Annotated in this window: 25 protein-coding genes and 1 pseudogene; 11 read left to right on the top strand and 15 right to left on the bottom strand. The window is 58.7% G+C overall.

The features are described from left to right. Positions 1-174 precede the first annotated feature (174 nt). The 3 genes from PspR84_RS20210 to PspR84_RS20200 all read left to right on the top strand — a co-directional run bounded on the left by PspR84_RS20210 (position 175) and on the right by PspR84_RS20200 (position 1,802). Positions 175-411 carry a glutaredoxin family protein gene (locus PspR84_RS20210; RefSeq protein ID WP_160058890.1) on the top strand — a complete coding sequence of 79 codons (237 nt, stop codon included), beginning with the start codon at positions 175-177 and terminating at the stop codon, positions 409-411. Between the two features lie 112 nt (positions 412-523). Continuing rightward, complete coding sequence (locus PspR84_RS20205; protein WP_123466484.1) at positions 524-841, top strand: transcriptional regulator; 318 nt, start codon at positions 524-526, stop codon at positions 839-841. A 70-nt stretch (positions 842-911) separates the two neighbouring features. Beyond that, positions 912-1,802 (top strand): pseudouridine synthase, encoded by an 891-nt coding sequence (locus PspR84_RS20200; protein ID WP_160058889.1) that lies wholly within the window; start codon positions 912-914, stop codon positions 1,800-1,802. A 79-nt stretch (positions 1,803-1,881) separates the two neighbouring features. Here the strand turns inward: PspR84_RS20200 and PspR84_RS20195 are convergent, their stop codons facing one another. Together PspR84_RS20195 and mobA are read right to left on the bottom strand one after the other, a co-directional pair. Then, positions 1,882-2,103, bottom strand: coding sequence for a YgdI/YgdR family lipoprotein (locus PspR84_RS20195; RefSeq protein ID WP_007908660.1), 222 nt, complete (start codon positions 2,101-2,103; stop codon positions 1,882-1,884). Between the two features lie 78 nt (positions 2,104-2,181). Then, the gene (mobA, locus tag PspR84_RS20190; protein ID WP_160058888.1) at positions 2,182-2,784 is read right to left on the bottom strand and encodes a molybdenum cofactor guanylyltransferase MobA; all 603 of its coding nucleotides are present in this window, start codon (positions 2,782-2,784) and stop codon (positions 2,182-2,184) included. 81 nt (positions 2,785-2,865) lie between these two features. On the opposite strand from mobA, the gene moaB reads away from it, so the two are divergent. Both moaB and glp read left to right on the top strand, forming a co-directional pair. Next, entirely contained in the window at positions 2,866-3,405 is a 540-nt protein-coding gene (gene moaB, locus PspR84_RS20185; protein ID WP_007908664.1) for a molybdenum cofactor biosynthesis protein B, read from the top strand. Further along, positions 3,389-4,615 (top strand): gephyrin-like molybdotransferase Glp, encoded by a 1,227-nt coding sequence (gene glp, locus PspR84_RS20180; RefSeq protein ID WP_160058887.1) that lies wholly within the window; start codon positions 3,389-3,391, stop codon positions 4,613-4,615. The genes moaB and glp overlap by 17 nt, the downstream gene beginning before the upstream one ends. A gap of 55 nt (positions 4,616-4,670) precedes the next feature. Here the strand turns inward: glp and PspR84_RS29510 are convergent, their stop codons facing one another. Next, positions 4,671-4,979 (bottom strand): hypothetical protein, encoded by a 309-nt coding sequence (locus PspR84_RS29510; protein WP_174244470.1) that lies wholly within the window; start codon positions 4,977-4,979, stop codon positions 4,671-4,673. 313 nt (positions 4,980-5,292) lie between these two features. On the opposite strand from PspR84_RS29510, the gene yegS reads away from it, so the two are divergent. Continuing rightward, positions 5,293-6,210 carry a lipid kinase YegS gene (gene yegS / locus PspR84_RS20170; RefSeq protein WP_160058886.1) on the top strand — a complete coding sequence of 306 codons (918 nt, stop codon included), beginning with the start codon at positions 5,293-5,295 and terminating at the stop codon, positions 6,208-6,210. Here the strand turns inward: yegS and PspR84_RS20165 are convergent. From PspR84_RS20165 to PspR84_RS20155, 3 genes are all read right to left on the bottom strand, one after another. After that, the gene (locus PspR84_RS20165; protein ID WP_160058885.1) at positions 6,194-6,853 is read right to left on the bottom strand and encodes a response regulator transcription factor; all 660 of its coding nucleotides are present in this window, start codon (positions 6,851-6,853) and stop codon (positions 6,194-6,196) included. The two genes, yegS and PspR84_RS20165, sit on opposite strands and share 17 nt — an antisense overlap. Next, entirely contained in the window at positions 6,850-7,743 is an 894-nt protein-coding gene (locus PspR84_RS20160; protein WP_160060119.1) for a sensor histidine kinase, read from the bottom strand. The genes PspR84_RS20165 and PspR84_RS20160 overlap by 4 nt, the downstream gene beginning before the upstream one ends. Before the next feature lie 486 nt (positions 7,744-8,229). Further along, the gene (locus tag PspR84_RS20155; RefSeq protein WP_160058884.1) at positions 8,230-8,697 is read right to left on the bottom strand and encodes a hypothetical protein; all 468 of its coding nucleotides are present in this window, start codon (positions 8,695-8,697) and stop codon (positions 8,230-8,232) included. A 454-nt stretch (positions 8,698-9,151) separates the two neighbouring features. Between PspR84_RS20155 and PspR84_RS20150 the strand changes: the two genes are divergently transcribed. Together PspR84_RS20150 and PspR84_RS20145 are read left to right on the top strand one after the other, a co-directional pair. Beyond that, positions 9,152-10,087 carry a chemotaxis protein CheV gene (locus PspR84_RS20150; RefSeq protein WP_034155209.1) on the top strand — a complete coding sequence of 312 codons (936 nt, stop codon included), beginning with the start codon at positions 9,152-9,154 and terminating at the stop codon, positions 10,085-10,087. Between the two features lie 167 nt (positions 10,088-10,254). Next, positions 10,255-11,061, top strand: a complete 807-nt coding sequence (locus PspR84_RS20145) for an MOSC domain-containing protein (RefSeq protein ID WP_160058883.1) — start codon at positions 10,255-10,257, stop codon at positions 11,059-11,061. Between the two features lie 69 nt (positions 11,062-11,130). Here PspR84_RS20145 and PspR84_RS20140 read toward each other — a convergent pair whose 3' ends face one another. From PspR84_RS20140 to PspR84_RS20105, 8 genes are all read right to left on the bottom strand, one after another. Next, positions 11,131-11,415 carry a pyrimidine/purine nucleoside phosphorylase gene (locus tag PspR84_RS20140; protein WP_003226701.1) on the bottom strand — a complete coding sequence of 95 codons (285 nt, stop codon included), beginning with the start codon at positions 11,413-11,415 and terminating at the stop codon, positions 11,131-11,133. A gap of 105 nt (positions 11,416-11,520) precedes the next feature. After that, on the bottom strand, positions 11,521-12,063 hold the full coding sequence (locus PspR84_RS20135; RefSeq protein ID WP_160058882.1) for an exonuclease domain-containing protein: 543 nt from the start codon (positions 12,061-12,063) through the stop codon (positions 11,521-11,523). A gap of 70 nt (positions 12,064-12,133) precedes the next feature. Then, positions 12,134-14,095: an acetyl/propionyl/methylcrotonyl-CoA carboxylase subunit alpha gene (locus tag PspR84_RS20130; RefSeq protein ID WP_160058881.1), complete on the bottom strand. Its 1,962-nt coding sequence runs from the start codon at positions 14,093-14,095 to the stop codon at positions 12,134-12,136. A gap of 118 nt (positions 14,096-14,213) precedes the next feature. Continuing rightward, positions 14,214-15,011 (bottom strand): enoyl-CoA hydratase-related protein, encoded by a 798-nt coding sequence (locus tag PspR84_RS20125; RefSeq protein WP_160058880.1) that lies wholly within the window; start codon positions 15,009-15,011, stop codon positions 14,214-14,216. Further along, positions 15,008-16,165: a citronellyl-CoA dehydrogenase gene (atuD, locus tag PspR84_RS20120; protein WP_160058879.1), complete on the bottom strand. Its 1,158-nt coding sequence runs from the start codon at positions 16,163-16,165 to the stop codon at positions 15,008-15,010. The genes PspR84_RS20125 and atuD overlap by 4 nt, the downstream gene beginning before the upstream one ends. Positions 16,166-16,196: 31 nt before the next feature. Then, a complete protein-coding gene (gene atuC / locus PspR84_RS20115) occupies positions 16,197-17,813 on the bottom strand; it encodes a geranyl-CoA carboxylase subunit beta (RefSeq protein ID WP_160058878.1) in 1,617 nt (538 codons plus the stop codon). Between the two features lie 3 nt (positions 17,814-17,816). Next, a complete protein-coding gene (locus tag PspR84_RS20110) occupies positions 17,817-18,686 on the bottom strand; it encodes an SDR family oxidoreductase (protein WP_160058877.1) in 870 nt (289 codons plus the stop codon). A 12-nt stretch (positions 18,687-18,698) separates the two neighbouring features. Next, positions 18,699-20,483: an acyclic terpene utilization AtuA family protein gene (locus PspR84_RS20105; RefSeq protein WP_160058876.1), complete on the bottom strand. Its 1,785-nt coding sequence runs from the start codon at positions 20,481-20,483 to the stop codon at positions 18,699-18,701. A 184-nt stretch (positions 20,484-20,667) separates the two neighbouring features. Between PspR84_RS20105 and PspR84_RS20100 the strand changes: the two genes are divergently transcribed. The 3 genes and pseudogenes from PspR84_RS20100 to PspR84_RS20090 all read left to right on the top strand — a co-directional run bounded on the left by PspR84_RS20100 (position 20,668) and on the right by PspR84_RS20090 (position 23,281). Then, positions 20,668-21,291: a TetR/AcrR family transcriptional regulator gene (locus tag PspR84_RS20100; protein ID WP_160058875.1), complete on the top strand. Its 624-nt coding sequence runs from the start codon at positions 20,668-20,670 to the stop codon at positions 21,289-21,291. Positions 21,292-21,383: 92 nt separating this feature from the next. Then, positions 21,384-22,180 (top strand): annotated as a pseudogene (locus PspR84_RS20095) (ABC transporter substrate-binding protein). 87 nt (positions 22,181-22,267) lie between these two features. Further along, the gene (locus PspR84_RS20090) at positions 22,268-23,281 is read left to right on the top strand and encodes a GNAT family N-acetyltransferase (protein ID WP_160058874.1); all 1,014 of its coding nucleotides are present in this window, start codon (positions 22,268-22,270) and stop codon (positions 23,279-23,281) included. 108 nt (positions 23,282-23,389) lie between these two features. Here the strand turns inward: PspR84_RS20090 and PspR84_RS20085 are convergent, their stop codons facing one another. After that, positions 23,390-23,944: an RNA polymerase factor sigma-70 gene (locus PspR84_RS20085; RefSeq protein WP_160058873.1), complete on the bottom strand. Its 555-nt coding sequence runs from the start codon at positions 23,942-23,944 to the stop codon at positions 23,390-23,392. Between the last annotated feature and the right edge of the window lie 217 nt (positions 23,945-24,161).

Below are 24,161 nucleotides of genomic sequence, written 5' to 3'. Positions count from 1 at the left end.
CGTAGAGGCAAAAAGACCGGGAGGATCGCGTAAATGGTTTTTCTGCGGACTGATTTGCGTCAGGGTTTTGCCTGTGAACCTTTGTCGGGACGCTTGAGCCTTTGGGCGGCGGTGGCTCGACGGGTTTTCAGCTGCGGCCTAGAATAGGTCCACTCATTTTCTGGTTGAGCAATCATGCCTCCTGAATGTCAGCTTTTCGGCACCCTTGGATGCCATTTGTGTGAAGTCGCCGAGGCTGAGCTGATGCCTTTTGTCGAGCATGGCTTGCTGGTCGAACTGGTCGATATCGCGGATGACGAATCGTGGTTCGAGGCTTATAGCCTGCGAATTCCGGTATTGCGTCGCATCGACACCGGGGCTGAACTGGATTGGCCATTCAGCGCTGATCAAGTCGTGGCGTTTTTGCGTTAATCCAAGTTTCCTGGCTAATCCCGCCGGTCGCCGCTGCCATCCATTCCTTGGCATTTTGCGGATTGTTCGGTTACTGTATGTTCATACAGTAAATGCTTCAGAGGGATGAACCGTGGTCAATGTCGAACAGTTGAAGAACAGCGTGAACCGGATGTCGGTTGACGTGGTGCGCGAGGCCGTTCTCGAATTGCGCCTGGACGGGTTGGTCACGGAAGGCAAGACGCCCTTCAACAAGCTGCATTTCAACACCTGCTTTGCCGAGATCGAGGCCTTGTTTCAGCGTGCCGGTTATCACAAGCAACTGGATGTGGTCGGTTATCAGGGTTTGCTTTACGCCTTGTATGACCCGGGCCGCTGGGAGGCCGTCGATGTGCTGCGCTGGCTCAAGGAGTTCACTGAGGCTGCAGCGCTCAAAACGATCCCGGCCTGAGCATTCAACGCTAGGCTCGTTTTCCTCTGTGCTGGATAATGCCGCACTGCATTGAGGGTTCGATTTCCGTATGTCCACATCTACATTCTCTGCTGCGCAGAATCAGGCGAGCACACTTTATCTGCCGCCCGGTAAATGGCTGACCGTACTCGATTGCCTGTGCGAGCATTTCAGCGCCATTGATCGCGAGCAATGGCTGGACCGGATCGCCCGGGGGCGAGTGCTGGATGGCCATGGTCGGCCGATCCCGGTGGATTTGGCTTACAAGGAAGGTTTGCGGATTCACTATTTTCGCGAAGTGCCGGACGAAAAGCCGATCCCGGTGGTCGAGTCGATTCTGTATGCGGACGAGCATCTGGTAGTGGCTGACAAACCACATTTTCTGCCAGTGACACCAGCAGGTGAGTACGTCGAACAAACGTTACTGCGGCGTTTGATCCGACGTATGGACAATCCTCACCTGGTGCCACTGCACCGCATCGACCGGCATACGGCGGGACTGGTTATTTTTTCGGCCAATCCGCAAACCCGTTCGGCCTATCAGTCACTGTTCCCCACGCGGCAGATCGACAAGCGCTATGAAGCCATCGCCCCGGCGCTGCCGGGTCTGAACTTTCCGCTGGTGCACAAGAGCCGTCTGGTGGATGGCGAACCGTTTTTCCGCATGCAGGAAGGCGCGGGGGCCAGCAACACCGAAACGGCGGTGGAGGTTCGGGAAAAGAATGGCGATCTGTGGCGCTATGGTTTGTTTCCGGTAACCGGCAAGAAACATCAGTTGCGCGTCCACATGACTGCGTTGGGGGCGAGTATCTGCAACGACCCGTTTTATCCGCAGGTGTTGAAAGACGTCGAGGATGACTATGCCAATCCGCTGAAGCTGCTGGCGCAAGGTCTACGGTTTATCGACCCTGTGACCGGTGAGGAGCGAGAATTCGAGAGTCGGATTACGCTGCAATGGTGAGGCCAAAGCCACCTTTCGAGCGCCCATGAAAAAGCCCGCATTAATGCGGGCTTTTCTGTATCCGGTATCGAACCCGAGCTTACAGCTCTTTAACGGTACGAACCTGATCCTTGTTGATGCGGGTTTCTTTGCCGTCCAGCTGTTTGAACTCGTAGAAGCCCGAATCGTCATCGTATTTCGGGGTGTCGACGGCCTGGATTTCGCGACCGTCATTCAAGGTGATCACTGTAGGCGACGAGCAACCGGCGAGGGTAGCCAGGCCCAGTGCGAGCATGAAAGTGGCGAGGGTCCGTTGAGTCATGGGTGTGTCTCCGAATGGGAATTCTTTTGGTTACTGAGCTTGAGACGTATACAAGGCGTGAGAGTTCCTTGAGTGCTGTCAGTCTGACACAGTGTTGTGGGAATTTAACAGTTCGGGGGTATTGAGGTTGGCCAGTCGCGGGTCGTTGTCCGGGCATTGCAGGGCAGTGGCGCCAAGGTTGCGCATGACCCGGCCGGGGCTGCGCTCACCGGCGTTCCAGGCCTCTTCGAAGGCGGGTCGAAGGGCTACCGGAATCACACATAACAACGGTTCCCAGTGCTCGTCATGGCGCAACATTAAAGGTTTTTCAGGATTCTGATTGGCCGTCTCACGCATGCTTTGCAGTAACGCTGCGTCAATGCGCGGAACATCACAGGGCAAGACCAGCAGATGCGGATGGCGCGCAGCTTTCAGGCCCGCACGAATGCCGGCCAATGGCCCCGGAAAATCGCCCTCGTCATCGACAACCAATTGATCGGCGAATGGCGCGTAACGCTCGCGATTGCGGTTGCAGGAGATGATCAGGTCATCGGTCAGCCCACGAACCTTGCGCTGCAAATGTGTAATCAACGGCTCGCCCTGCCACTCGACCAAGCCTTTGTCCTGGCCGCCCATGCGTTGGCCGCGTCCGCCTGCCAGGAGCAGAATGGAGCAAGGGGGCGGTTGCGTGTCGAGAATCATGGCAGCTCTCCAGAGGGGCGGCGAAAAAATGAGGCGCTGTGATATAACACCGGGCTGTTTCTCCTACAACTGGACGAGCCTATGAAAGCCAAGGCTGATGTACCTTTCGTGCCGCTCAATATTGCGGTGCTGACTGTCAGTGACACCCGAACACTGGAAACCGACACCTCAGGTCAGGTCTTCGTCGACCGTTTGACCGCTGCGGGCCATTTTTTGGCGCAGCGGGTTTTGCTCAAAGATGACCTCTACAAAATTCGCGCGCAAGTCGCCACCTGGATTGCAGACGATGTCGTGCAGGTTGTCTTGATCACCGGCGGTACCGGTTTCACCGGCCGCGACAGCACACCTGAGGCCGTTGCCTGCTTGCTCGACAAGCAGGTCGACGGGTTTGGTGAGCTGTTCCGGCAGATATCGGTAGCCGATATCGGCACCTCCACGGTTCAGTCCCGTGCGCTGGCCGGTCTGGCCAATGGCACGCTGGTTTGCTGCCTGCCGGGTTCGACCAATGCCGTACGCACCGGTTGGGATGGCATCCTGGGTGAGCAGTTGGACGCTCGTCACCGCCCGTGCAATTTCGTCACTCATTTGAAGCAGGCGGCACCTTGTGAATCCCGTGGGTAAGCCGGGCAAGAGCGGGGCACTGATGCCGGTCGAGGTGGCGCTGGCGCGTCTGCTCGAAATGGCCGAGGCCTCACCCATTGTCGAGCGTGAATATTTGCCCCTGGCTCAGGTTCAGGGGCGGGTGCTGAGCGAAGATCTGATTTCGACGCTGGATCTGCCCCCGTGGCCGAACAGTGCCATGGATGGTTACGCGCTGAACCTGACGGATTGGGATGGCCAGCCGATGCCGGTCAGTCAGAAGGTATTTGCCGGGCAATCCCCCGAACCACTGGCGCCGGGCACCTGTGCACGGATTTTCACAGGGGCTCCGGTGCCGGCGGGTGCCGATTGCGTGGAAATGCAGGAAAACGCAGAGGTTCAAGCCGATGAAACGGTGCGCTTCCTCGAGCCGCTGAAGGTTGGGCAGAACATCCGCCCGCAAGGTCAGGAAACCACTGTCGGTGAACTGATCCTGCCCGCCGGGACTCGGTTGGGCCCCATAGAGCAGGGACTGGCTGCATCGTTGGGGTGTGCCGGGTTGAACGTCGTGCGCAAGGTTCGCGTCGCGGTGATCTCCACGGGAGATGAATTGGTCGAGCCCGGCCAGGCACTGGGGCCGGGTCAGATATACAACAGCAATCGGGTGTTGCTGTGCAGTTGGCTGCAACGTCTGGGCTGCGAGGTGATCGATGCCGGCATTCTTCCGGATAATCTGGCCACTACCCGTGCCCGTCTGGGGGAGTTGCAGGATGTTGATCTGATCCTTTCCACGGGTGGCGTGTCGGTAGGTGAGGCGGATTTTCTGGGTGTCGCCTTGCGAGAAGAGGGCGAGCTTGCCCTTTGGAAACTGGCGATCAAACCTGGAAAACCGCTGACGTTTGGCCATTTCCGCAATGTGCCGGTCATTGGCTTGCCAGGAAATCCGGCATCGACGCTGGTGACCTTTGCGCTACTCACTCGGCCATATCTATTACGCCGTCAGGGCGTTCTGGACGTCGAGCCGCTTAAGTTCAGCGTACCAGCGGGTTTTGCCTGGCCGGTGGCAGGCAATCGGCGTGAGTACCTGCGCGGCCGTCTGGAGCAAGGGCGGGCCACTGTTTACCGCAACCAGAGCTCAGGCGTTCTGCGTAGCGCCGCGTGGGCAGATGGATTGGTCGAAGTGTTGGAAGGTCGCACGCTGAGCGCCGGCGACGAAGTGGTCTTCATTCCGCTGAGTGATCTGCTGGACTGACCGCTGTCTCGCAAATACAGGCGTCGGCTGGCGGCGCCTGCAATGACTCATTCAATTAATTGCTGATCAGTGCCACAAGCTGGTCGAATCGGCTATTGGCCACCCAACCCAGCAGACCCAGCACTACCGCTGTCGCACCCGCTGAGTAAGCAAGCCGGTGTTTGATTGTTCTGACATCACTGCGGACTTCGTCCATGTCCCGCCGAAGGTACTTGAGATGGGTCTCCAGCTCGGTAACACGAGGTTCCATATCAACTTCTCCAGTGGTTTTGGCGCTGTTCTTGAATTCGGACTTTTGATTCGCGCGACTTTCGACGAGAGGGGCAACCGGGCTCAATGGCATTCTGGCTTCATGACTGGGCATGGAAGCATCCACCGGTTGTTTGAACTGTTCGCTTGCAAACTTTTTCGGCTCTCGAACTGGCAAGAGCCCTGGGGTTGTATCCACTCATTACATGCACGTCCCTGTGTGTTGGATTGAAGATTGATGCTGCAAGCACACGGTGACCCAATGTCGGAACCGGGTCAATTAAGCCGATTCCGCATGTCTTGTAAGAAAAAGTACCGCTGTGTAGGACGTCAAGGCCAGAAGGCCGAATTAATTACGGGGCTGACGGCTTTTTTGCGGGCGGCGGTGGTCAAGATGTCTCGAACCGATTCGATTAGGGAGTGATGTGATGAGTGAACGCCGGGCGCTGTTGATTCTGCATGGCAAGCAGGCACTCAACGAGGCGGTACGCACCGCCGTCGAGGACAAGCGCAAACAAGGCTGGGAGCTGGCCGTGCGCTTGACATGGGAGGCAGGGGACGCTCAGCGTTGGGTGGAGCAAGCTGTAGCGGACGGTTACACAAAGATTATCGCCGGCGGTGGAGATGGCACGTTGCGCGACATCGCCGAAGCGCTCGCGGCGCATCCGGGCAAAGCCAGTCTCGTCCTTTTGCCTTTGGGCACCGCCAATGATTTTTGCCGCGCAGCCGGCGTGCCGCTGGAGCCTGCCGAAGCCCTTGAGCTGCTCGATGTGCCGCCGCGCGACATCGATCTGGGCGAAGTGGGCGGACAGATTTTCCTCAATATGGCCACCGGTGGTTTCGGCAGTCAAGTCACGGCCAATACATCCGAGGATTTGAAAAAAGTACTCGGCGGTGCGGCCTATCTGTTCACCGGCCTGTCACGATTCAGCGAACTGCATGCCGCTTATGGTGAACTTCAGGGGCCGGATTTTCATTGGCGTGGCGAATTGTTGGCGCTGGGTATCGGCAATGGTCGTCAGGCCGGCGGCGGCCACGAACTGTGCCCGCAGGCACTGGCCGATGACGGTTTGCTGGATATCAGTATCCTGCCGGCGCCACAGGAACTGGTGGGCACGCTGAAGACGCTGCTCAGTGATGGTTTCGGGATCGATAACATGTTTGTTCGAACCCGTTTGCCATGGGTCGAAATCAAGGTGGCCGAGGGGCTCTGCATCAATCTTGATGGCGAACCGCTGGAAGGTGACAACATGCGATTTGAAGTGCGTCCGGCGGCGTTGCGCGTGCACTTGCCGGAGCATTCTCCATTGTTGGGCGGCGCCCGCTCGGTCAGTCGTCCAGGCTGATGATCTGTTCGCGCACGGCGAAAAGCACCAGGCCCGCCACGTCGTAGATTTGCAGGCGCTTCATGATTTGTGAGCGGTGGGTCTCGACAGTCTTGATGCTCAGCCCGAGGCCATTGGCGATTTCCCGGGTGGATTTGCCCCGCACGATCAAACGCAGGATTTCCAGTTGGCGGGCGGTCAGATTATGCGAGTCGGCGGTCTCCGGCTGCTGCTTCTGATTGCGGGTCAGGGCCTGATTGATCACGGTGTGTGCGATGGCGGGGCTCAGGTAGCGCTCGTTGTTGCGCAAGGCTTCCAGTGCATGTTCAAGCTCGGTAGCCGTCGTATCCTTGAGCAGGTAGCCGTGGGCGCCGGACTCGAGTGCCTGCATGATAAGCGCCGGATCGGTGTGCATCGACAGGATCAGTACCTTGCTCTGCGGACGCACTCGCTTGAGTCGTTGCAGGGCTTCCAGGCCACCGGTTTCTTTCATCGAGATATCCAGCAACACGATATCCGGACTCAACTGCTCGACCATTTCGAGCAATTGCGAACCGTCATTGGCTTCGCCAATCACCGCGTAACCGGGAATATCCAGCACCAGAGCGCGCACGCCGGCCCTGATCAGCGAGTGGTCATCCACCAGAAGTAAGTTGCAAGTCAACGCATAACCTTATTCGTACTGGCCCGCTCGAGTGCGCGAGGCGCCCAGGGGAAGAGTGCTTCGATTTGAGTGCCTTTGCCCGGTTCGCTGATGACGTTCAGGGTGCCACCCAGTTGCTCGATTCGTTCGGCCATCCCGGCCATGCCTCGTTGTCCTTCTCGACCCGGATTGGCCGCCGGGGCGAATCCCAGACCGTCATCGCTGATCAGCAGCGTCAGCCCTTTGGGCAGACGTTGCACGCGTATCACCAGGTTTTTTGCCTGGGCGTGACGCAGGATATTGGTAACAGCCTCCTGGGTGATGCGGAAGGCGGCGACCGCCATTTCTTCCGGAATACCGTTAAGGCGCTGCTGGCAATCGAGGCTCCAGTGCACGCTGGTGTTGGTCAACGTCTTGAGCAGATGTGCACGCAGGCTGGCTTCAAGTCCAAGGCTGGTCAACTGCCGTGGATTGAGAATGGCCGAAACGTCGCGCACTTTGTCGAGGGTTTCTTCCAGGGTGGCGCACAACACTGTGCATTGCTCCTGCAAGTCATCCGGCAGGCGTCGCTTGAGCCACTCGCTCTGCAGTTTGGCGGCCGTCAGCAACTGGCCGATATCATCGTGCAATTCGCGGCTGAGGCGATGGCGCTCGTTTTCCTGGACCTCCAGCAATCGGTCGGCGAGCTCTTGCGGCTGAAATTTGATCGATTTGCGTGACAGTCGATATTGCACCCAGACACACGCGGTAGCGGCGATGTCGAGCAGTAGCAGTCCGAGGCTAAGTGGTGTCGAAAGACCGTAGGTCAGCAGGCTGCCGAGCGTCGCGGTGACACACAGTATGAGTGTGAACCGGCGGGCATTTTCCCGGGAGGGTGGCCATGTAGTGATTGACTTGAGGCTGGCGTACATAACGGATGGAGCCAATGGATGTTCGCTGCGGGCAGACCGGCCTGAGGCTGGCGGGTCTCTGTCTGAAAATGCTGTCAAATATGTTATTGATTTCAACGCGGTTCAGTGAATGTGTTGACTGCCAACTATCAGTGGATAGCTGTCGCTGAAGTCACTGTGCCATTAATTTGAAAGCAACTAATGGGCGGCATAATACCACTTAAGATACCGTTGGTCGCGCTCGCTATATATGTCCAATGAGTCAGGAATTACGTGGTATTGGACGCAAGTTCCATAATGGAAAAGTCGATTTATTGAGTTCGATAGATGTAGGTGTTGCCTGAAGTTGTGCTTCTTAACACACAGGCAAACCCTGAGGCCGGCAGAAAACATGAGTGTCTGTCGTCGCTGATTATTTATTTGGATTTGTCGCTTGCAGGTATGAGCTATTCAATTACGACATTCAACGTATTCATTTCAAACGTCACGGCGGATACAGCGTGCTGATCAGGCTTGTCCCGAGTAGGGCAATTGGGGCAAACGTTTGCCCGTCAGTGGCGGTTGAAGCTGGCTTTGGCCGACCTGGACGGCGAAGGCTTCGATCAGCGAGGTCTGTTCACTTTCATCCAGACTCAGTTGCCCGGTCTGCTGATCGACCAGTTCAAGCTGCCAGGCCATCAACGTGAAGCAATCCTGCAGTGCTTGCAGAGCCTGCTCGTGAAGATCGATACGATCCTGGGGCAGGTTGAGCAGACTGTAAATATGCAGAGAGAACTCGGAAATCGCCTCCAGCGCCAGGGCTTCAGCCCTGCGTGCGAGTTTCAGGAGGGTGCCGAGCATGCACTCGATGGCGTCCTTGTCATTGCTGATCAGTTGCAGATGGCTGAGGCATTCTTCGGACTTGGCCAGGAGTTGTTCGGCCTCGACAAGGAATTCGGGGAAGCGTTGTACCCACTCTTTGCGGTCCATTGGCATGCTTATCTCCACCACGTCATGTCTGATGAGGGAATGCCGTGTGTGACGACGATCATGAATCGTCGGGAGATCGCGCCCAGACGTGCAGGTGCACAGGCTGAGGGGTTCCAGAGGGGTTGTTTCCACTGAACTGCGATCGCACACAATAGCCTGACTCCGTTCATGCAATGAGAATGGCGTCACATTAATGGCTATTGGATATTGCGAATATCAGGTTGGGCCTGATTGTTACTAGGGGAATCCCTTAGGCGCGGGAACCTACCGTGCAAACCGAGGTCGCGCCGCAGAGAATGTAGCAGATGAAAATCACTGCGCCAGTAAAGCATGATGTTAATGTGACATCAATGCCCGATCATGGCATTTTTGACGGGGTCTGGTTTGGCAATCAAGAACCGCCATTTGCCGCCGATAACCTCACATAGTGAATTCATCAGTACAAGCCCAGGAGTCATTGATGGCCGGCATTCTCGACACGGTAGACCAACGCACGCAACTGGTGGGTGAGAATCGCCTGGAAATTCTCATGTTTCGACTGGCCGGGCGCCAGTTGTTCGCGATTAACGTGTTTAAAGTCCAGGAAGTCCTGCAGCTGCCGAAACTGACTTTGATGCCGCAGCGTCATCCGTTTGTGTGCGGTGTGGTCAATCTGCGCGGTCAGACCTTGCCGGTGATCGATCTGTCGCAAGCGATCGGCATGCGTCCATTGGTGCCTGGGCCGAACAGCACGATCATCGTCACCGAATACAATCGCTCGGTACAGGCTTTCCTCGTAGGCGGTGTGGACCGCATCGTCAACATGAACTGGGAAGCCATTCTGCCGCCGCCGACCAGCGCCGGGCGTCAGCACTATCTGACCGCGATCAGCAAGGTCGACGATCAACTGGTGGAAATCATCGACGTCGAAAAAGTGCTCGCTGAAATCGTCCCTTACAACGCCAAGGTCTCGCGCGACAAACTCGATGATCCCGTGCTGGAACGCGCCCGTGGCCGTGAAGTACTGCTGGTGGACGACTCCAACGTGGCACTCTCGCAATTGCGCGACACCCTCGGCCAGCTCGGCGTGAAAATGCACATTGCCAGCGATGGTCTGAAGGCACTGAACATGCTCAAGGCCTGGGCCGATACGGGCGTGAACATGACCGACAAGCTGCTGATGATCTTCACCGATGCGGAAATGCCGGAAATGGACGGCTATCGCCTGACCACCGAAATTCGCAATGACCCGCGTCTGCGTGGCTTGTACGTGGTGCTGCATACCTCGCTGTCCGGCAGTTTCAACGACTCGATGGTGAAGAAGGTCGGCTGCGACAACTTCCTCTCGAAATTCCAGCCGGACAAACTGGTCGACGTGGTGCGCCAGCGTCTGATGCTTGACGAAGTTCCGGCCTGACCACACACCCATTGTAGGAGTGAGCCTGCTCGCGATAGCGGTGTGTCAGCCCCGAATCATTACCTGACACACCGCTATCGCGAGCAGGCTCACTCCTACAGTTATTGCTCTTTGATTCCTGATCAAGCTCGTATAGGGTGGCGTTTTTATTCTCCAGGGAGCTGGCCATGCTGCGTCTGAGCGCGCTTTATCGTTACCCGTTGAAATCCGGCAAAGTCGATGTTCTGCAACGCGTCGACCTCGACAAGCTGGGCCTTGATGGCGACCGACGCTGGATGCTCGTGGACGAAGCGAGCGGTCGGTTCCTGACCCAACGCGCCGAAGCGAAGATGAGTCAGTTGTCGGCCCTGTGGAATGCGCAGGGCGGTCTGACCCTGAGTGCGCCGCAACAGTCCTCCATCGACATCGCCTTGCCGGAAAATGACGCCGAACTGCGCGGTGTGACGATCTGGCGTGACACCCTGCGAGTACCGGACGCCGGTGATGAGGCCGCGCGCTGGGTCAGCGATTTCATCGGTAAACCGACCCGTCTGGTGCAGGTGCCGCTGGATCGTGCCCGCACCACACAGGCTGGCTATGGTAACGATGATGATCAGGTCGCGTTCGCCGACGGGTTTCCTATGTTGTTGATCGGCGAGGCGTCCCTGCAGGATCTGTCGCAAAAGGTCGGACGACCCTTGGAAATGCTGCGTTTTCGGCCGAACCTGGTGATCGAAGGCAGTGAGGCCTATGCCGAAGACAGTTGGAAGCGCATTCGCATTGGCGATGTCGAGTTCCGCGTGGTCAAGCCGTGTTCGCGTTGCATTCTCACCACGATCGACCCGCAAACCGGGGAGCGCAGTGCCGATCGCGAGCCGCTGGCCACCTTGCAGAAGTATCGCGCCGAGTCCGATGGTGCGATGTTCGGGCAGAATCTGGTGAATGACAGTAATGGTCGACTCGAAGTCGGCATGCCGGTGGAAATCCTCGAGTAACCCACGCCTGAAACGAAAATGCCCGTGTCCTTGGACACGGGCATTTTTTATCGCGGTGAAACTGTGGCGTTAGCCGCGGTATTCGCACAGGTAAGCAGTGTCGACCGCCACCTTCAGCTGGAACTTGCTGTTGGCCGGAACGTTGAACTGGCTGCCGGCGGCGAAGGTTTCCCAGTCGCTGCTGTCTGGCAGTTTGACGGTCAGTGCGCCAGATACAACGTGCATGATTTCACGCTGAGCGGTGCCGAATTCGTATTCGCCCGGGGCCATGACGCCGATGGTCGCCGGACCTTCAGCGGTGCCAAAGGCGATCGACTTGACGGTGCCGTCGAAGTACTCGTTGACTTTAAACATGGGCGATTCCTCAAAAGGGGCTGAAAAATGGAGGGGGCCAGTATGCACAAGGCGTTCAACGCCGTCACCTGCCCGGCTTCTGTCTGGTGAGTTCTCGAATTGACTCTAGAGTGGCAAGACCAGTGGCAACAACCGCGCGGTGTTGCGCGCATCTTCCAGCGCTCGATGTTGCTGACCACTGAACTGCATGCCAGCCAGTTGCAGCGCACCGTTGAGGCCCAACGGCCGCTCCAGGCGTCGGGCCTTGGCGAAGCGTTGTTTGAGGTTCATGTGCGGCACCTTGCTCAAGCCACTGTCGATTTGCAGACGCTGCCACTCCTGCAACAACTGCTTGCGGTCGTAATCGCCCCAACTGGCCCAGCCTTCGAGGCGCGTCTGATGTTGCGCGAGCCAGCGTTCGAACGCCGGCCAGACTTCGGTCAACGTCTGCGCCATGTCGATATTGGCCTGGGTGATGTGCGTCAGTTCACGACAAAATGGCGTCAGCAACGGCCGCCGCGTCGGTTTGACGAAGCGCTGGAAGTGATCCTGCTCGCGTCCGGCGCGATCGACCAAGGTGGCGCCGATCTCGATAATTTCCATTTCGGTGACCGGCCAGCCACCCTCATCGGTGGTGGCTTCCAGATCTATGACCAGCCAGTGGGGCATCGCAGGGTTCCTGATTTCCGCGTTCTGATAACTCAGAGCGTAGTCAAAACCCGCATGCGTGTGTGGGCGACTACTCGACCTGCAACAGAACCTGACGATTTTTTACCTGATCGCCAACCTTGACCTGCACCCGCTTGAGCACGCCGTCGATGCCGGCCTTGAGCGGGTGCTCCATTTTCATTGCCTCCAGCACCACCAGCAACTGACCTTTGCTGACCGGGCTGCCTTCGCTGACCAGTACGTCGACGATGGCACCGTCCATCGGCGCTTTCAGGGTGCCGGAGCTGACGCTGGTCTGACTGTCGATCACGGCGTGAGTTCGATCCTCCAGGCGCAGACTGCCGGGATGGGTGAACAGCCAGAGCTGCCCGCTATCAAGTCGATACGCGTGACGCTGGCGCAAACCGCCGATTTCCAGTGTCAGCGACTGCGCGTCACGGTCGATGAGTTTCAATTCAATCGTACGTTCGCCTACCTGTACGTTGAATAGCCCTTGCGCTTGCGCGAAAAGTTGCACTGTCCAGTTCTGATCGTCGAGGCCGAGGCGATAATGCAGTGGCACGCTGGCGTTGTTGCGCCAGCCGGTGAGCGGCGCGCGGTGGGAGAGGGCGCTGGCCTGATAGAAAAGCAGCGCTGCAATGGCCAGTTCCTCGGCATTGGGAATGTAGTGGTGCAGGCAGCGGTGATCGCTGAAGTGCTGCGTAATGAACGCGGTACTGAATTCACCGCTGATGAACCGGGGATGTTGCAACAGTCCGGCGAGCAGGCGCTGATTGCTCTGCACGCCCAATAACACCGTGTCCTGTACTGCGCGCAACAGTTTGCGCCGAGCCTCTTCGCGAGTGGCGCCGAAAGCGATCAGTTTGCCCAGCATCGGGTCGTAAAACGCGCTGACCGATTGCCCTTCAAGCAGGCCATGATCAACTCGTGCAGCGTGCTGTAGCGCCGGTTCCCATGCTTCTACTCGGCCGGTTTGTGGCAGGAAGTCTTGCGCAGGGTCTTCGGCGTAAAGCCGCACCTCCATGGCATGCCCGTTGACCTGGACTTGCTCTTGAGTCAGCGGCAACGGCTGCCCCTCGGCAACCAGCAATTGCCACGCAACCAGATCCAGCCCGGTGATCAACTCAGTCACCGGGTGCTCCACTTGCAGGCGGGTGTTCATCTCCAGAAAGTAGAACTGTCCGCGTGCGTCGAGCAGAAACTCGACCGTGCCAGCGCCGACATAGTTCACTGCGCGCCCGGCTTTCAATGCCGCTTCACCCATGGCCTGACGTAACTCGGTGGACATCACAGGGCAAGGCGCTTCTTCGATGACTTTCTGGTGGCGACGCTGGATCGAACAGTCGCGTTCGCCGAGGTAGATCAGGTTGCCGTGTTGATCGCCGAACAGTTGCACTTCGACATGCCGTGGTTCAAGCAACGCTTGTTCGAGAATCAATTCGTCGCTGCCGAAACCGTTCAATGCTTCGGAGCGTGCGGTGCGCAGTTGCGCCGGCAGATCAGCGGCATCGTGCACCAGACGCATGCCGCGTCCGCCGCCGCCGGCGCTGGCTTTGATCATCAGTGGATAACCGATGCGCTCGGCCTCGCGAAGCAACGTTGCATCGTCCTGTGCAGCCCCCTGATAACCGGCGATGCACGGAACGCCGGCTTCGAGCATGGCGATTTTTGACTGGCGTTTGCTGCCCATCAACTCGATGGCTGCGACGCTCGGGCCGATGAAGATCAGCCCGGCCTGTTCGCAGGCACGGGCGAAGTCGGCGTTTTCCGAGAGAAAGCCGTAGCCGGGGTGGATGGCGTCGGCACCACTGCGGCGGGCGGCGTCGAGAATGGCCGGGATATTCAGGTAGGACTGCTGCACCGGCGGCGGGCCAATACGCACCGCTTGATCGGCCATTTTTACGTGCAGGGCATCGGCGTCGGCGTCGCTGTAGACGGCGACGGTTCGGTAGCCGAGGGCCTGGGCGGTGCGCTGGATGCGGCAAGCGATTTCACCGCGGTTGGCGATCAGGATTTTTTGGATGGCAGGCATGGTGATCTTCCTGAGTATTTGGCGGTGGATTGGCTGGCCTCTTCGCGAGCAGGCTCGCTCCCACAAGGGGTTTGCGTCGGTCACAAAACCTGTGGGAGCGAGCTTGCTCGCGAAGCTTTTAAGAGGCCCATCGAGGTTTACGTTTCTGCATGAAAGCCATGGTTCCCTCCACACCTTCGTCGCCAGTCACTGCTTCGCTGAACCAATGCGCAGCCTCATCGAGCAAATCACTCGAAGGCTGCCCGGCACTGGCCAACAGCAATTTCTTGGTCATCGCATTCGCCTCCGGCGCGCAGCACAGCACATGCTGCAACACCTCATCGAGCCGCTCGGCCAGCGCTTGTGCATCCTGCTCGACGAAATGCACCAGCCCCAAACGTCGTGCCTGATGCCCATCAAATCGTGCAGCCGTCAGCGCCAATCTTCGGGTTTCGGTCAGACCGATGCGCTGCACCACAAACGGCGCAATTTGCGCCGGCAACAAACCAAGGCTGGTTTCCGGCAGACCGAATTGCGCCTGATGGTCGGCAATCGCGATATCACTGACACACGCCAGTCCGAAACCGCCGCCAAGCACCGCGCCTTGCAGCACCGTGATCAATACTTGCGGTGCGTGCTGCGCTTCTTCCAGCAGAGCCCCGAAAGCGCGATTCAGATCGCGGTAAGCCTCGGAGCCCTGAGCGCGAGCGCTGGCCATATCCTTGATATCGCCGCCAGCACAGAAATGCCCGTTGGCACCGCTGAGCACCAGAGCCCGCACTGTGCGGTCATCGCGCACGGTCGTCAGCACCGCGCGCAACTCGCTGACCATTTGCAGGCTCATTGCATTGCGGCTATCGGGGCGATTGAGGGTGATGTGCAGCACGCCGCCATGCAGCTCCAGCAGGAGCGTCTGGCAATCCGGCAGGCCGCTCACTTCTTTTTCCCAGGCAGGATGCCCATCAGTTTGCAGATAATCCCCAGCATGATTTCGTCTGCGCCACCGCCAATCGATACCAGCCGCACATCGCGATAGGCGCGGGCCACCGGGTTGTCCCACATGAAGCCCATGCCGCCCCAATATTGCAGGCAGCTGTCGCTGACTTCGCGACCGAGACGTCCGGCCTTGAGCTTGGCCATCGACGCCAGCCGTGTCACATCCTGACCTTTCACGTATTGCTCGGTGGCCTGGTAAACCAATGCGCGCAGGCATTCGATTTCGGTCTGCAATTCGGCGAGGCGGAAGTGGATCACCTGATTGTCGATCAGCGCATTGCCAAAGGTCTTGCGCTCCTTGCAGTACTCGATGGTGCTGTCGACGCAATATTCCAGGCCTTTGATCATGTTCGCTGCGCCGAACAGACGTTCTTCCTGAAACTGCAGCATCTGCATCATGAACCCGGCGCCTTCATGACCGATGCGGTTGCGCTGGGGCACGCGCACGTTGTCGAAAAACACCTGGGCGGTTTCCGAGCTGCGCATGCCGAGCTTGTCCAGGTGCGAGCTGAGGCTGATCCCCGGCGTGTTCATCGGCACCATGATCAGCGACTTGTTGATGTGCGGCTTGTCGTCCGAAGTGTTGGCCAGCAGGCAGATGAAGTCGGCACTCGGCGAGTTGGTGATCCACATCTTGCTGCCGTTGATCACATAGTCGTCGCCGTCCTTGCGCGCGCTGGTTTTCAGCCCGGCAACATCGGAACCGGCGCCGACTTCGGATACACCGATGCAGCCGACCTGCTCGCCGGTGATTGCCGGGCGCAGGAATTCTTCGCGCAGTTCATCGGAGCCGAAGCGGGCGAGGGCGGGCGTGCACATGTCGGTTTGCACGCCGATCGACATCGGAATGCCGCCGCAATGAATGGTGCCGAATTCTTCGGCAGCAACAATCGAATAGCTGTAATCGAGGCCCATGCCGCCGAATTTTTCCGGTTTGGAAATGCCCAGCAAACCGAGGTCGCCAGCCTGGCGGAAAATCTCGTGGATCGGGAAGCGTCCGGCCTTTTCCCATTCATCGACGTGCGGATTGATCTCGTGTTCGACGAATTGGCGGACGGTACGGCGCAGGGCTTCGTGTTCCGGGGTGAAGATCATTTTTTATTGTTCTCCGTAGGATCCGTGGCGGTCAGAACCGGCTGACGCCGAAGCTGTTGGGTTGCAGCGTGCGAATGTCGGCCTCGTGGCAGATATCCAGCAAGTAGCCGAGCAGGGTGCGCGTGTCGCGCGGATCGATCAGCCCGTCGTCCCACAGGTTGGCGCTGCCGTAGAGCGCGGTGGACTGGCTGTCGAGTTTCTGCGCGGTGACCTGTTCGAGCATGTCGAGCATTTTCGGGTCTGGCGTCAGGCCGTCCTTCAACTGTTTGGCTTCGGTAACGATGCGCAAGACTTTGCCGGCCTGCGCACCGCCCATCACCGCCGTGCGGCTGTTCGGCCAGGCGAAGATGAAGCGTGGATCGAGTCCGCGTCCGCACATCGCATAGTTGCCGGCACCGTAGGAGCCGCCGACGACCATGGTCAGTTTAGGCACCCGTGCATTGGCCACCGCTTGAATCAATTTCGAGCCGTGTTTGATCACGCCTTGCTGCTCGGATTCGGTGCCGACCATGAAGCCGGTAGTGTTGTGGAAAAACAGCAGCGGCGTTTGGCTCTGATCGCACAACTGAATGAACTGCGCTGCCTTGCTCGCACCGTTCGGGGTGATCGGGCCGTTGTTGCCGATGAAACCGCAGGCGCGGCCCTGAATCTTCAACTGGCCACAAACGGTCTGTTGATCGAACTCGCCCTTGAATTCGACGAAGCAGGAATCATCGGCAATGCGCGCGATGATTTCGCGCACGTCATAAGGTTTTTTCGGATCATCCGGGATCAGCCCGAGCAATTCTTCGATCGGGTAAAGCGGTTCTTTGTATTGCGGCTCCGGCAGCCACGGCAGTTGCTCGTTCCAAGGCAGCATGCGCAGGATTTCACGTACCTGGCGCACGCCGTCGGCATCGTTTTCCGCGAGGTATTCAGCCGTCCCGGCAACCTGCGCATGCATCTCTGCACCGCCCAGTTCTTCATCGGTGGCGACTTCGCCGGTGGCCGCTTTCAGCAGTGGGGGGCCGGCGAGAAACAGCTTGGCCTTGCCGCGCACCACCACCACGTAATCCGACAGCCCTGGCTGATAAGCGCCGCCCGCCGTGGCCGAGCCGTGCACCACGGTGATCTGCGGCAAGCCCTGCGCCGACATCCGCGCCTGATTGGCAAAACTGCGTGCGCCTTCGACGAAAATCTCGGCGGCGTAGTTGAGATTGGCGCCACCGCTTTCGGCGAGGGTGATCACCGGCAGTTTGTTTTCCTGAGCGATCTGTTGCAGGCGCAGGGATTTTTTCAGGCCGCTCGGCGAAATGGTGCCGCCCTTGATCGCGCTGTTGTTCGCCACGACCATCGCGCGAATGCCGCAGACGTATCCGATACCGGCAATAAGTCCGCCGCCGGCCGAGCTTCCATCCTTGTCGTCGTGCAACTTGTAGCCGGCGAGGCTGGCCAGTTCGAGAAACGGTGCACCGGGATCGAGCAACAGGTTCAGGCGTTCGCGCGGTAGCAACTGCCCGCGTTTATCGAATTTCGCCTTGGCGTCGGCCGCTTTGTTCAGCAGGTTCTGTTCGAGTTGCTGGACTTGCTCGATGGCCGTGAGCATCGCCGCACGGTTGCGCGCGAAGGCTTCGCTGTGCGGGTCGAGCTGGGACTGAATCTGCGGCATGGCTTACTCCTTGTCCTTGAGGACATCGGGAAGGTAGGCCCGGTGAAAGCCGTTGAACGACTCACTGTGAGTGGCCTTGTGCAGTGGCCATGCACGGCTGCCGAGGCTGGCCGCGCCATCGATTTTCAGCGTGCTGCCACTGATGAATGCCGCCGCCGGGCTGAGCAGAAACACGATCGCCGCGCTGACTTCCGATTCGGTGCCGATGCGCTTGAGCGGCACATGTTCGCGCAGGGTTGGAATCACCGCTTTGAACGCACCTTCATAGGTGTCCATACCACTGGAGGCGATCCAGCCCGGCGCCACCGCGTTGACCCGCACCCCGGCATAACCCCATTCAAACGCGGCAGTCTTGGTGAAATTGTCCATGCCCGAACGCGCCGCGCCGGAGTGGCCCATGCCGGGCATGCCGCCCCACATGTCGGCGAGCATGTTGACGATGTTGCCGCCGTGTTTGCTCATCGACTGGTTGAACACTTCCCGCGCCATCAGAAATCCGCCGACCAGATTGGTGCGCAATACGGTTTCGAAACCTTTCTGATTGATCGAGGCCAATGGCGATGGGTACTGGCCGCCGGCATTGTTGACCAGACCGTGAATCGGCCCGTGCTCGACGATCAGCTCCACGACCAGTTGTTTCACCGCTTCTTCATCACGGATATCGCAGGCCTTCCAGTGTGCGCGGCCACCGTCCTCGGCAATTTCCGCGGCGACCTTTTCCAGCTTTTCCGGCTTGCGCCCGACCAGCACCACGTTGGCGCCGAGCGCTGCCAGTTCATGCGCGGTGCAGCGCCCGATGCCGCTGCCGCCGCCGGTGACGATGATGGTCTGGCCGCTGAACAGATCGGCGTTGAAAATCGACGCGTAAGCCATGCAAACCATCCTCTAGTCGAGCTGTTCGGCGATGCTCTGCGGCACCGGGATCTGGATTTCCAACAGTTGTTGGGCGAAGGCCTTGCCTTGCGGATCGATGCGCAGACTGGCCACGCCACCACCGCCGAGAGCGTTTTCCAAGAGAAAATTCAGACTGTGGGTGCCGGGCAGATACCAGCGTTCGACCCGGCCGTGGATCGGATCGAGCACATGGCTCATCCAGTCGACAATGACGGACGGGGTCAGCGCTTCGGCGATCCACGGCAGGTATTCGGGTTTGCGCGGCAGCACGCCGATGTTGCTGTGGTTGCCTTTGTCACCGGAGCGCGCCACGGCCAGTTTCACCAAGGCCACGCTGGCATCGGCGCGGCCCTGTGGTTTGGGCGGCTGATGGGGCAGAGGTAAATCATTGCTGTCGAGGCTGCTGAGTGAGGGCAGGGCACACGGATAACGTTCACCGGCCATGTCGATGCGCAGCGAGCAAGCGCTTTTGTCGATCAGAAAAGAGAACAGACGAATCAGCGGATACACCGTGGGTCGCCCACCAACGATGCCGGTCAGCCCCGGTGCCATGCCGGTGGCGGCCTGGGCGATTTCCCGGGAGAACAGCACCAGTGCCTGTTTATTCGGGTGACGCACGGCGAGTTTGATCACCACTTCACGGCTGTCGTGGCGCTGGCCATGGGGGCCGTAGGTGGCTTCGCTGCCGAGCAATTCGATGTCGGTTTCGCTGTAGGGCGGCCAACCGCGCTGGCTGAACATTTCCGCCGTTTTGGCGATGATTGCCTGGCTGACCCGCCGCGCCTTGTCCACCGCATCGATACCGGCGATCAGGCAACTGGCGGTGCAGCGAAAACCGTCCGGGTACGTGGCGCTGACCTTGTACTTGTCGCTGGGTGGCAGGCCTTTGGCGCCGTGCACGTGCACGGCGTTTTTGCCTTGTTGCTGAAGTTTGACCTGAGTGAAATCACAGACCACGTCGGGCAACAGATAGGCCTGTGGATCGCCGACTTCATACAACATCTGCTCGCCGACGGTCAGCGGTGTGACCAGTCCACCTGAACCTTCGGGTTTGCTGACGATGAATTGGCTGTCGGCGCTGACCTCAACGATCGGAAAGCCGATGTGTTCGTAATCCGGCACGTCGCGCCAATCGGTGAAGTTGCCACCGGTGCACTGCGCGCCACATTCGATGATGTGTCCGGCCAGCGCGGCCTGGGCGAGTTTGTCGTAGTCGTGCCACGACCAGCCGAATTCGTGCACCAGTGCGGCGCTGACCACGGCGCTGTCGACCACGCGCCCGGTGATGACAATGTCGGCACCCAGTCGCAACGCTTCGACAATGCCCGGCGCGCCGAGGTAGGCGTTGGTCGACACGCACATCGCTGGCAGCGGGGCGCCGCTGAACATCTCGGTGACGCCGTTAAGTTGTTTGAATTGTGGTTGCAGGTCATCGCCGAGCAGTACGGCGATTTTCAGGTCGATGCCGGCCTTGTCACAGGCCGCTTGCAAGGCGTTGGCGCAGGCCTGCGGATTGACGCCGCCGGCATTGCTGATCACGCGGATGTTCTGCTCGGCCAACTGTGGCAGCAGGGGGGTGAGGATTTCGATGAAGTCGCTGGCGAACCCCGCCTGCGGGTCCTTCATGCGTGCGCCGGCCATGATCGACATGGTGATCTCGGCGAGGTAGTCGAACACCAGATAGTCCAGTTCGCCGCCTTCCACCAGCTGCGCGGCGGCGGTGGACGTATCTCCCCAGAAAGCACTGGCGCATCCGATGCGAACGGTGGTGGGCATTTTTATCTCCGACTCAGCAACCTGCGACAGAAGTGTCTTGAGGCTACCAAGCAAGCGCTTGGTTTGTAAACAGTTGAAACTATCTTCTGCCCAAGCGCTTGCTTGGTTGCCGCTGGCGGCTTAAATTGCGCGCAACCCTGCGGTTTCAGGGGGCAACAGACTGATCGACTGTAGGAGAGAACGGGTGGACGAGCAAAAAGCCCTGAGGGTCATGCGCGATTTGGTTGATAAAGGCCAATTGACCGACCCCGACAGCGCCCGCGGCAAATTGCTGCAAGTGGCCGCTCACCTGTTCCGTAACAAAGGCTATGAACGCACCACGGTGCGTGACCTGGCCGGCGCCGTCGGCATCCAGTCGGGCAGCATTTTTCATCACTTCAAAAGCAAGGATGAAATCCTCCGCGCAGTGATGGAAGAAACCATCCGCTACAACACTGCGTTGATGCGAGCGGCGCTGGCCGACGCGGCGGATGTGCGCGAGCGCGTGCTGGCGCTGATCCGCTGCGAATTGCAGTCGATCATGGGCGGTAGCGGTGAAGCCATGGCGGTGCTGGTCTACGAGTGGCGCTCGCTGTCCGAAGACGGTCAGGCCAAAGTGCTGGCGCTGCGCGATGTCTACGAGGACATCTGGCTGCAAGTGCTGGGTGAAGCCAAGGACGCCGGATTTATCCGTGGCGATGTATTTATTACCCGACGTTTCCTCACCGGTGCACTGTCGTGGACGACCACCTGGTTCCGTGCCGGCGGCAGTTTGAGCCTTGATCAGTTGGCCGATGAGGCGTTGATTCTGGTCCTCGAAGCGCGTTGAAGCACTTTCTATCCGGCCGGGAAACTGGCTAACTGGGCGAAACCGCCTAGCTTGAATGCATTGATCGGTATTTTTTCGGGGAGTGGGGTGTTTTGAAGTCTTCGCCAATTCGGACGGCCGCGGGGTTGTTGCTCGCAGCGCTGGCTGCATTTTGGGTTTTGCCCGCTCAGGCAGCGCAACTGGTTCGGGTCGGCGCGGCGCATTTTCCGCCTTACACCATTCGCCCGGAAACGGCGCCGACACAGGCCTCCTGCCGCAGTTGGTCGAGGCCCTCAATCGTCTGCAAAGCGACTATCAGTTCGTCCTTGTGCCGACCTCGATTCCCCGGCGTTTCGGTGATTTCAAGCAGGGCCGGATCGACATGGCGATTTTCGAGAATCCCGATTGGGGCTGGAAAGATATTCCGCACACGGATGTCGACATGGGCCTGGAGGACGCCGAGATTTTCGTCGCACAACGCGAAGACGGTCGTCAGCAGAACTATTTTGTCGACCTCTCTGGCAAGCGCCTGGCGTTGTTCAGCGGTTATCACTACGAATTCGCCAGTTTCAACGCCGACCCCAAATATCTCGCACAGAACTACAAGGCCACGCTGACCTATTCCCATGACAGCAACCTGCTGATGGTGCTGCGCGGCCGCGCCGATATTGCCCTGGTGACGCGTTCCTATCTGTTCGATTACCTGCTGCGCAACGAGAAGGTGCGCGACGAGTTGCTGGTGTCGCAGCGTATCGATCAGATCTATCACCACTACGCGATCCTGCGCCCGGCAGCGCCCATTACCGGTGTCGCTTTTGGGAAGCTGCTGCAGGGCTTGCGCGACAACGGTGAAATGCTGAAGATTTTTGATCCTTACAAGATTGCGGTGGTGCCGGTGCCTCATCACTGAGGTACCGATTTCCCGGTAAAGCCTAAATTTTCCTTCCCGGCTCACGTCACATCGTTGAACTGTCGACGATTATCGTGAGCCCGACCCATGTCCAATCTGAATGACCTGAATGCCCTGGCCTTGCCTTCGGGCAGTCAACTGATCGCTGATGCCACCGAAAGCCGTCTAAGCCTGAGCCTGGACGGACAACCGCTGATTCGCCTGCGCCTCGATCGAGAGGCCAAGGGGGCAATCCAGCTCGATGAGCGCTTTGCGCTGCCGCCCGGGCAGGCGCTGTGGGCAGCCTGTTACTGGCTGTTCGCGCGGGATCCGGCGTGCCAACAATTGACTTGGCAATTGGATCAGCCACCGACCGAAGCCTTGCTCAGCGGATTGTTGTTGAGCACCGAAGTGGCCGGCGAGTATCGCTGCGAGCGCACGCTGTTCTGGCAACTGCCGCAACCTTGGCTCGGCACATCGCTGACCGGCAGTTATCCGCAGCAAATGGTCATCAGCCAAGGCAAGCGTCATCCCTTGCGGCCAGTCAAACCGCGCGGTGAAGTGTATCGGCGTTTCGATGCGCGTCTGGGTGCGTGGATTTCCTTGCGTACGGTCGAAATCGAAGAAGATTTGCCGCGTTTCAACCGCTGGCAGAACAGCCCGCGCGTCGCCAGTTTCTGGCAGGAAGAGGGCAGCATCGAGAAGCACCGCGAATACTTGAGCAAGCTCGATGCCGACCCGCACACGCTGACCTTGATCGGCTGCTTCGATGATCAGCCGTTTGCCTATTTCGAAGCCTATTGGGCCAAGGAAGATCGCATCGCGCCGTTCTACGATGCCGACAATTACGATCGTGGCATTCACATGCTGGTGGGCGAGGAAAATCATCGCGGCCCGCACAAAGTGGCGAGCTGGTTATCGGCGCTGGTGCATTACCTGTTTCTGGATGATCCGCGCACTCAGCGTGTGGTCGCTGAGCCTCGGGCGGACAACGCGAAGATGATCGGCCATATGCAGAATCAGTGTTTCCACTGCGAGAAGGAATTCGATTTCCCGCACAAGCGCGCGGCGCTGATGATTCTGGGGCGTGAGCGGTTTTTTGATCGGTGCAAACTGGCCTGAGGTGATTCAAAAGCAAAAGATCGCAGCCTTCGGCAGCTCCTGCAGAGGAATGCATTTCCATGTAGGAGCTGCCGAAGGCTGCGATCTTTTTTATCTGGCGACGCGGTCTTAACGACGACCCGCAATCACCGTATCCCGACGACTGCCCGAGACCTTGCGGCAGTGCACCAGCGCATCACGAATCATGAAGTTGACCAGGGTCGGCGATACGCCGAGTTCCTTGGCGATGTCCTTTTGCGGCACGCCGTGCAGGCGGTACATCTCGAACGCATAGCGCGTGCGGCTAGGCAGTTCGGTCAGCGCGTCGGCGATGTTTTCCAGGGTCGAGAAGTTGATGTGCGAGGTTTCCGGCGAAGCACCTTGAATGACCACGTTCAGCCCTTCCTCTTCAGGGCCGGAGTACTTCTGCTCAAGCGCCTGTTTGCGGTAGTGATCGATGGCGAGGTTGCGCACGATCTGGAACAGATAGCTCAGTTGGGCTTTGATCGACGACGTGATCGGTGGCGCCGATTGCAGTCGGAAAAACGCATCCTGCACCACATCTTCGGCGCGCGACCGACAGCCGGTAATACGAGCTGCAATTTTGACCAGAATCAGTCGATTGTCGACGAATGCCTGAAGTAGCGGTGAATCGCACTTGCTTGTGGATACTTGTTCCGTCATGGAAATCACCTTGCTGCCAAATAGGTTAGTGGGACGCCCGGGGGACGTGGCCGTCCTACACATCGAGCGACAAATTATGTTGAATGATAATGATTGTCAATTGAGAAAGAGAAGTAATGCGCCACAAAGGTGCGTTCTGAGAACTGCGACACGCCGCCACACCCCGGCCCCATTGGCGATGGAGCCTGCCGACTAATTATTTCAAGACGTCATCCGT

The sequence above is a fragment of the Pseudomonas sp. R84 genome, from assembly GCF_009834515.1.
Classification (GTDB): domain Bacteria; phylum Pseudomonadota; class Gammaproteobacteria; order Pseudomonadales; family Pseudomonadaceae; genus Aquipseudomonas.
Note: the sequence above shows the minus strand (reverse complement) of the source record. Positions and strands in the feature narration are given on the sequence as shown.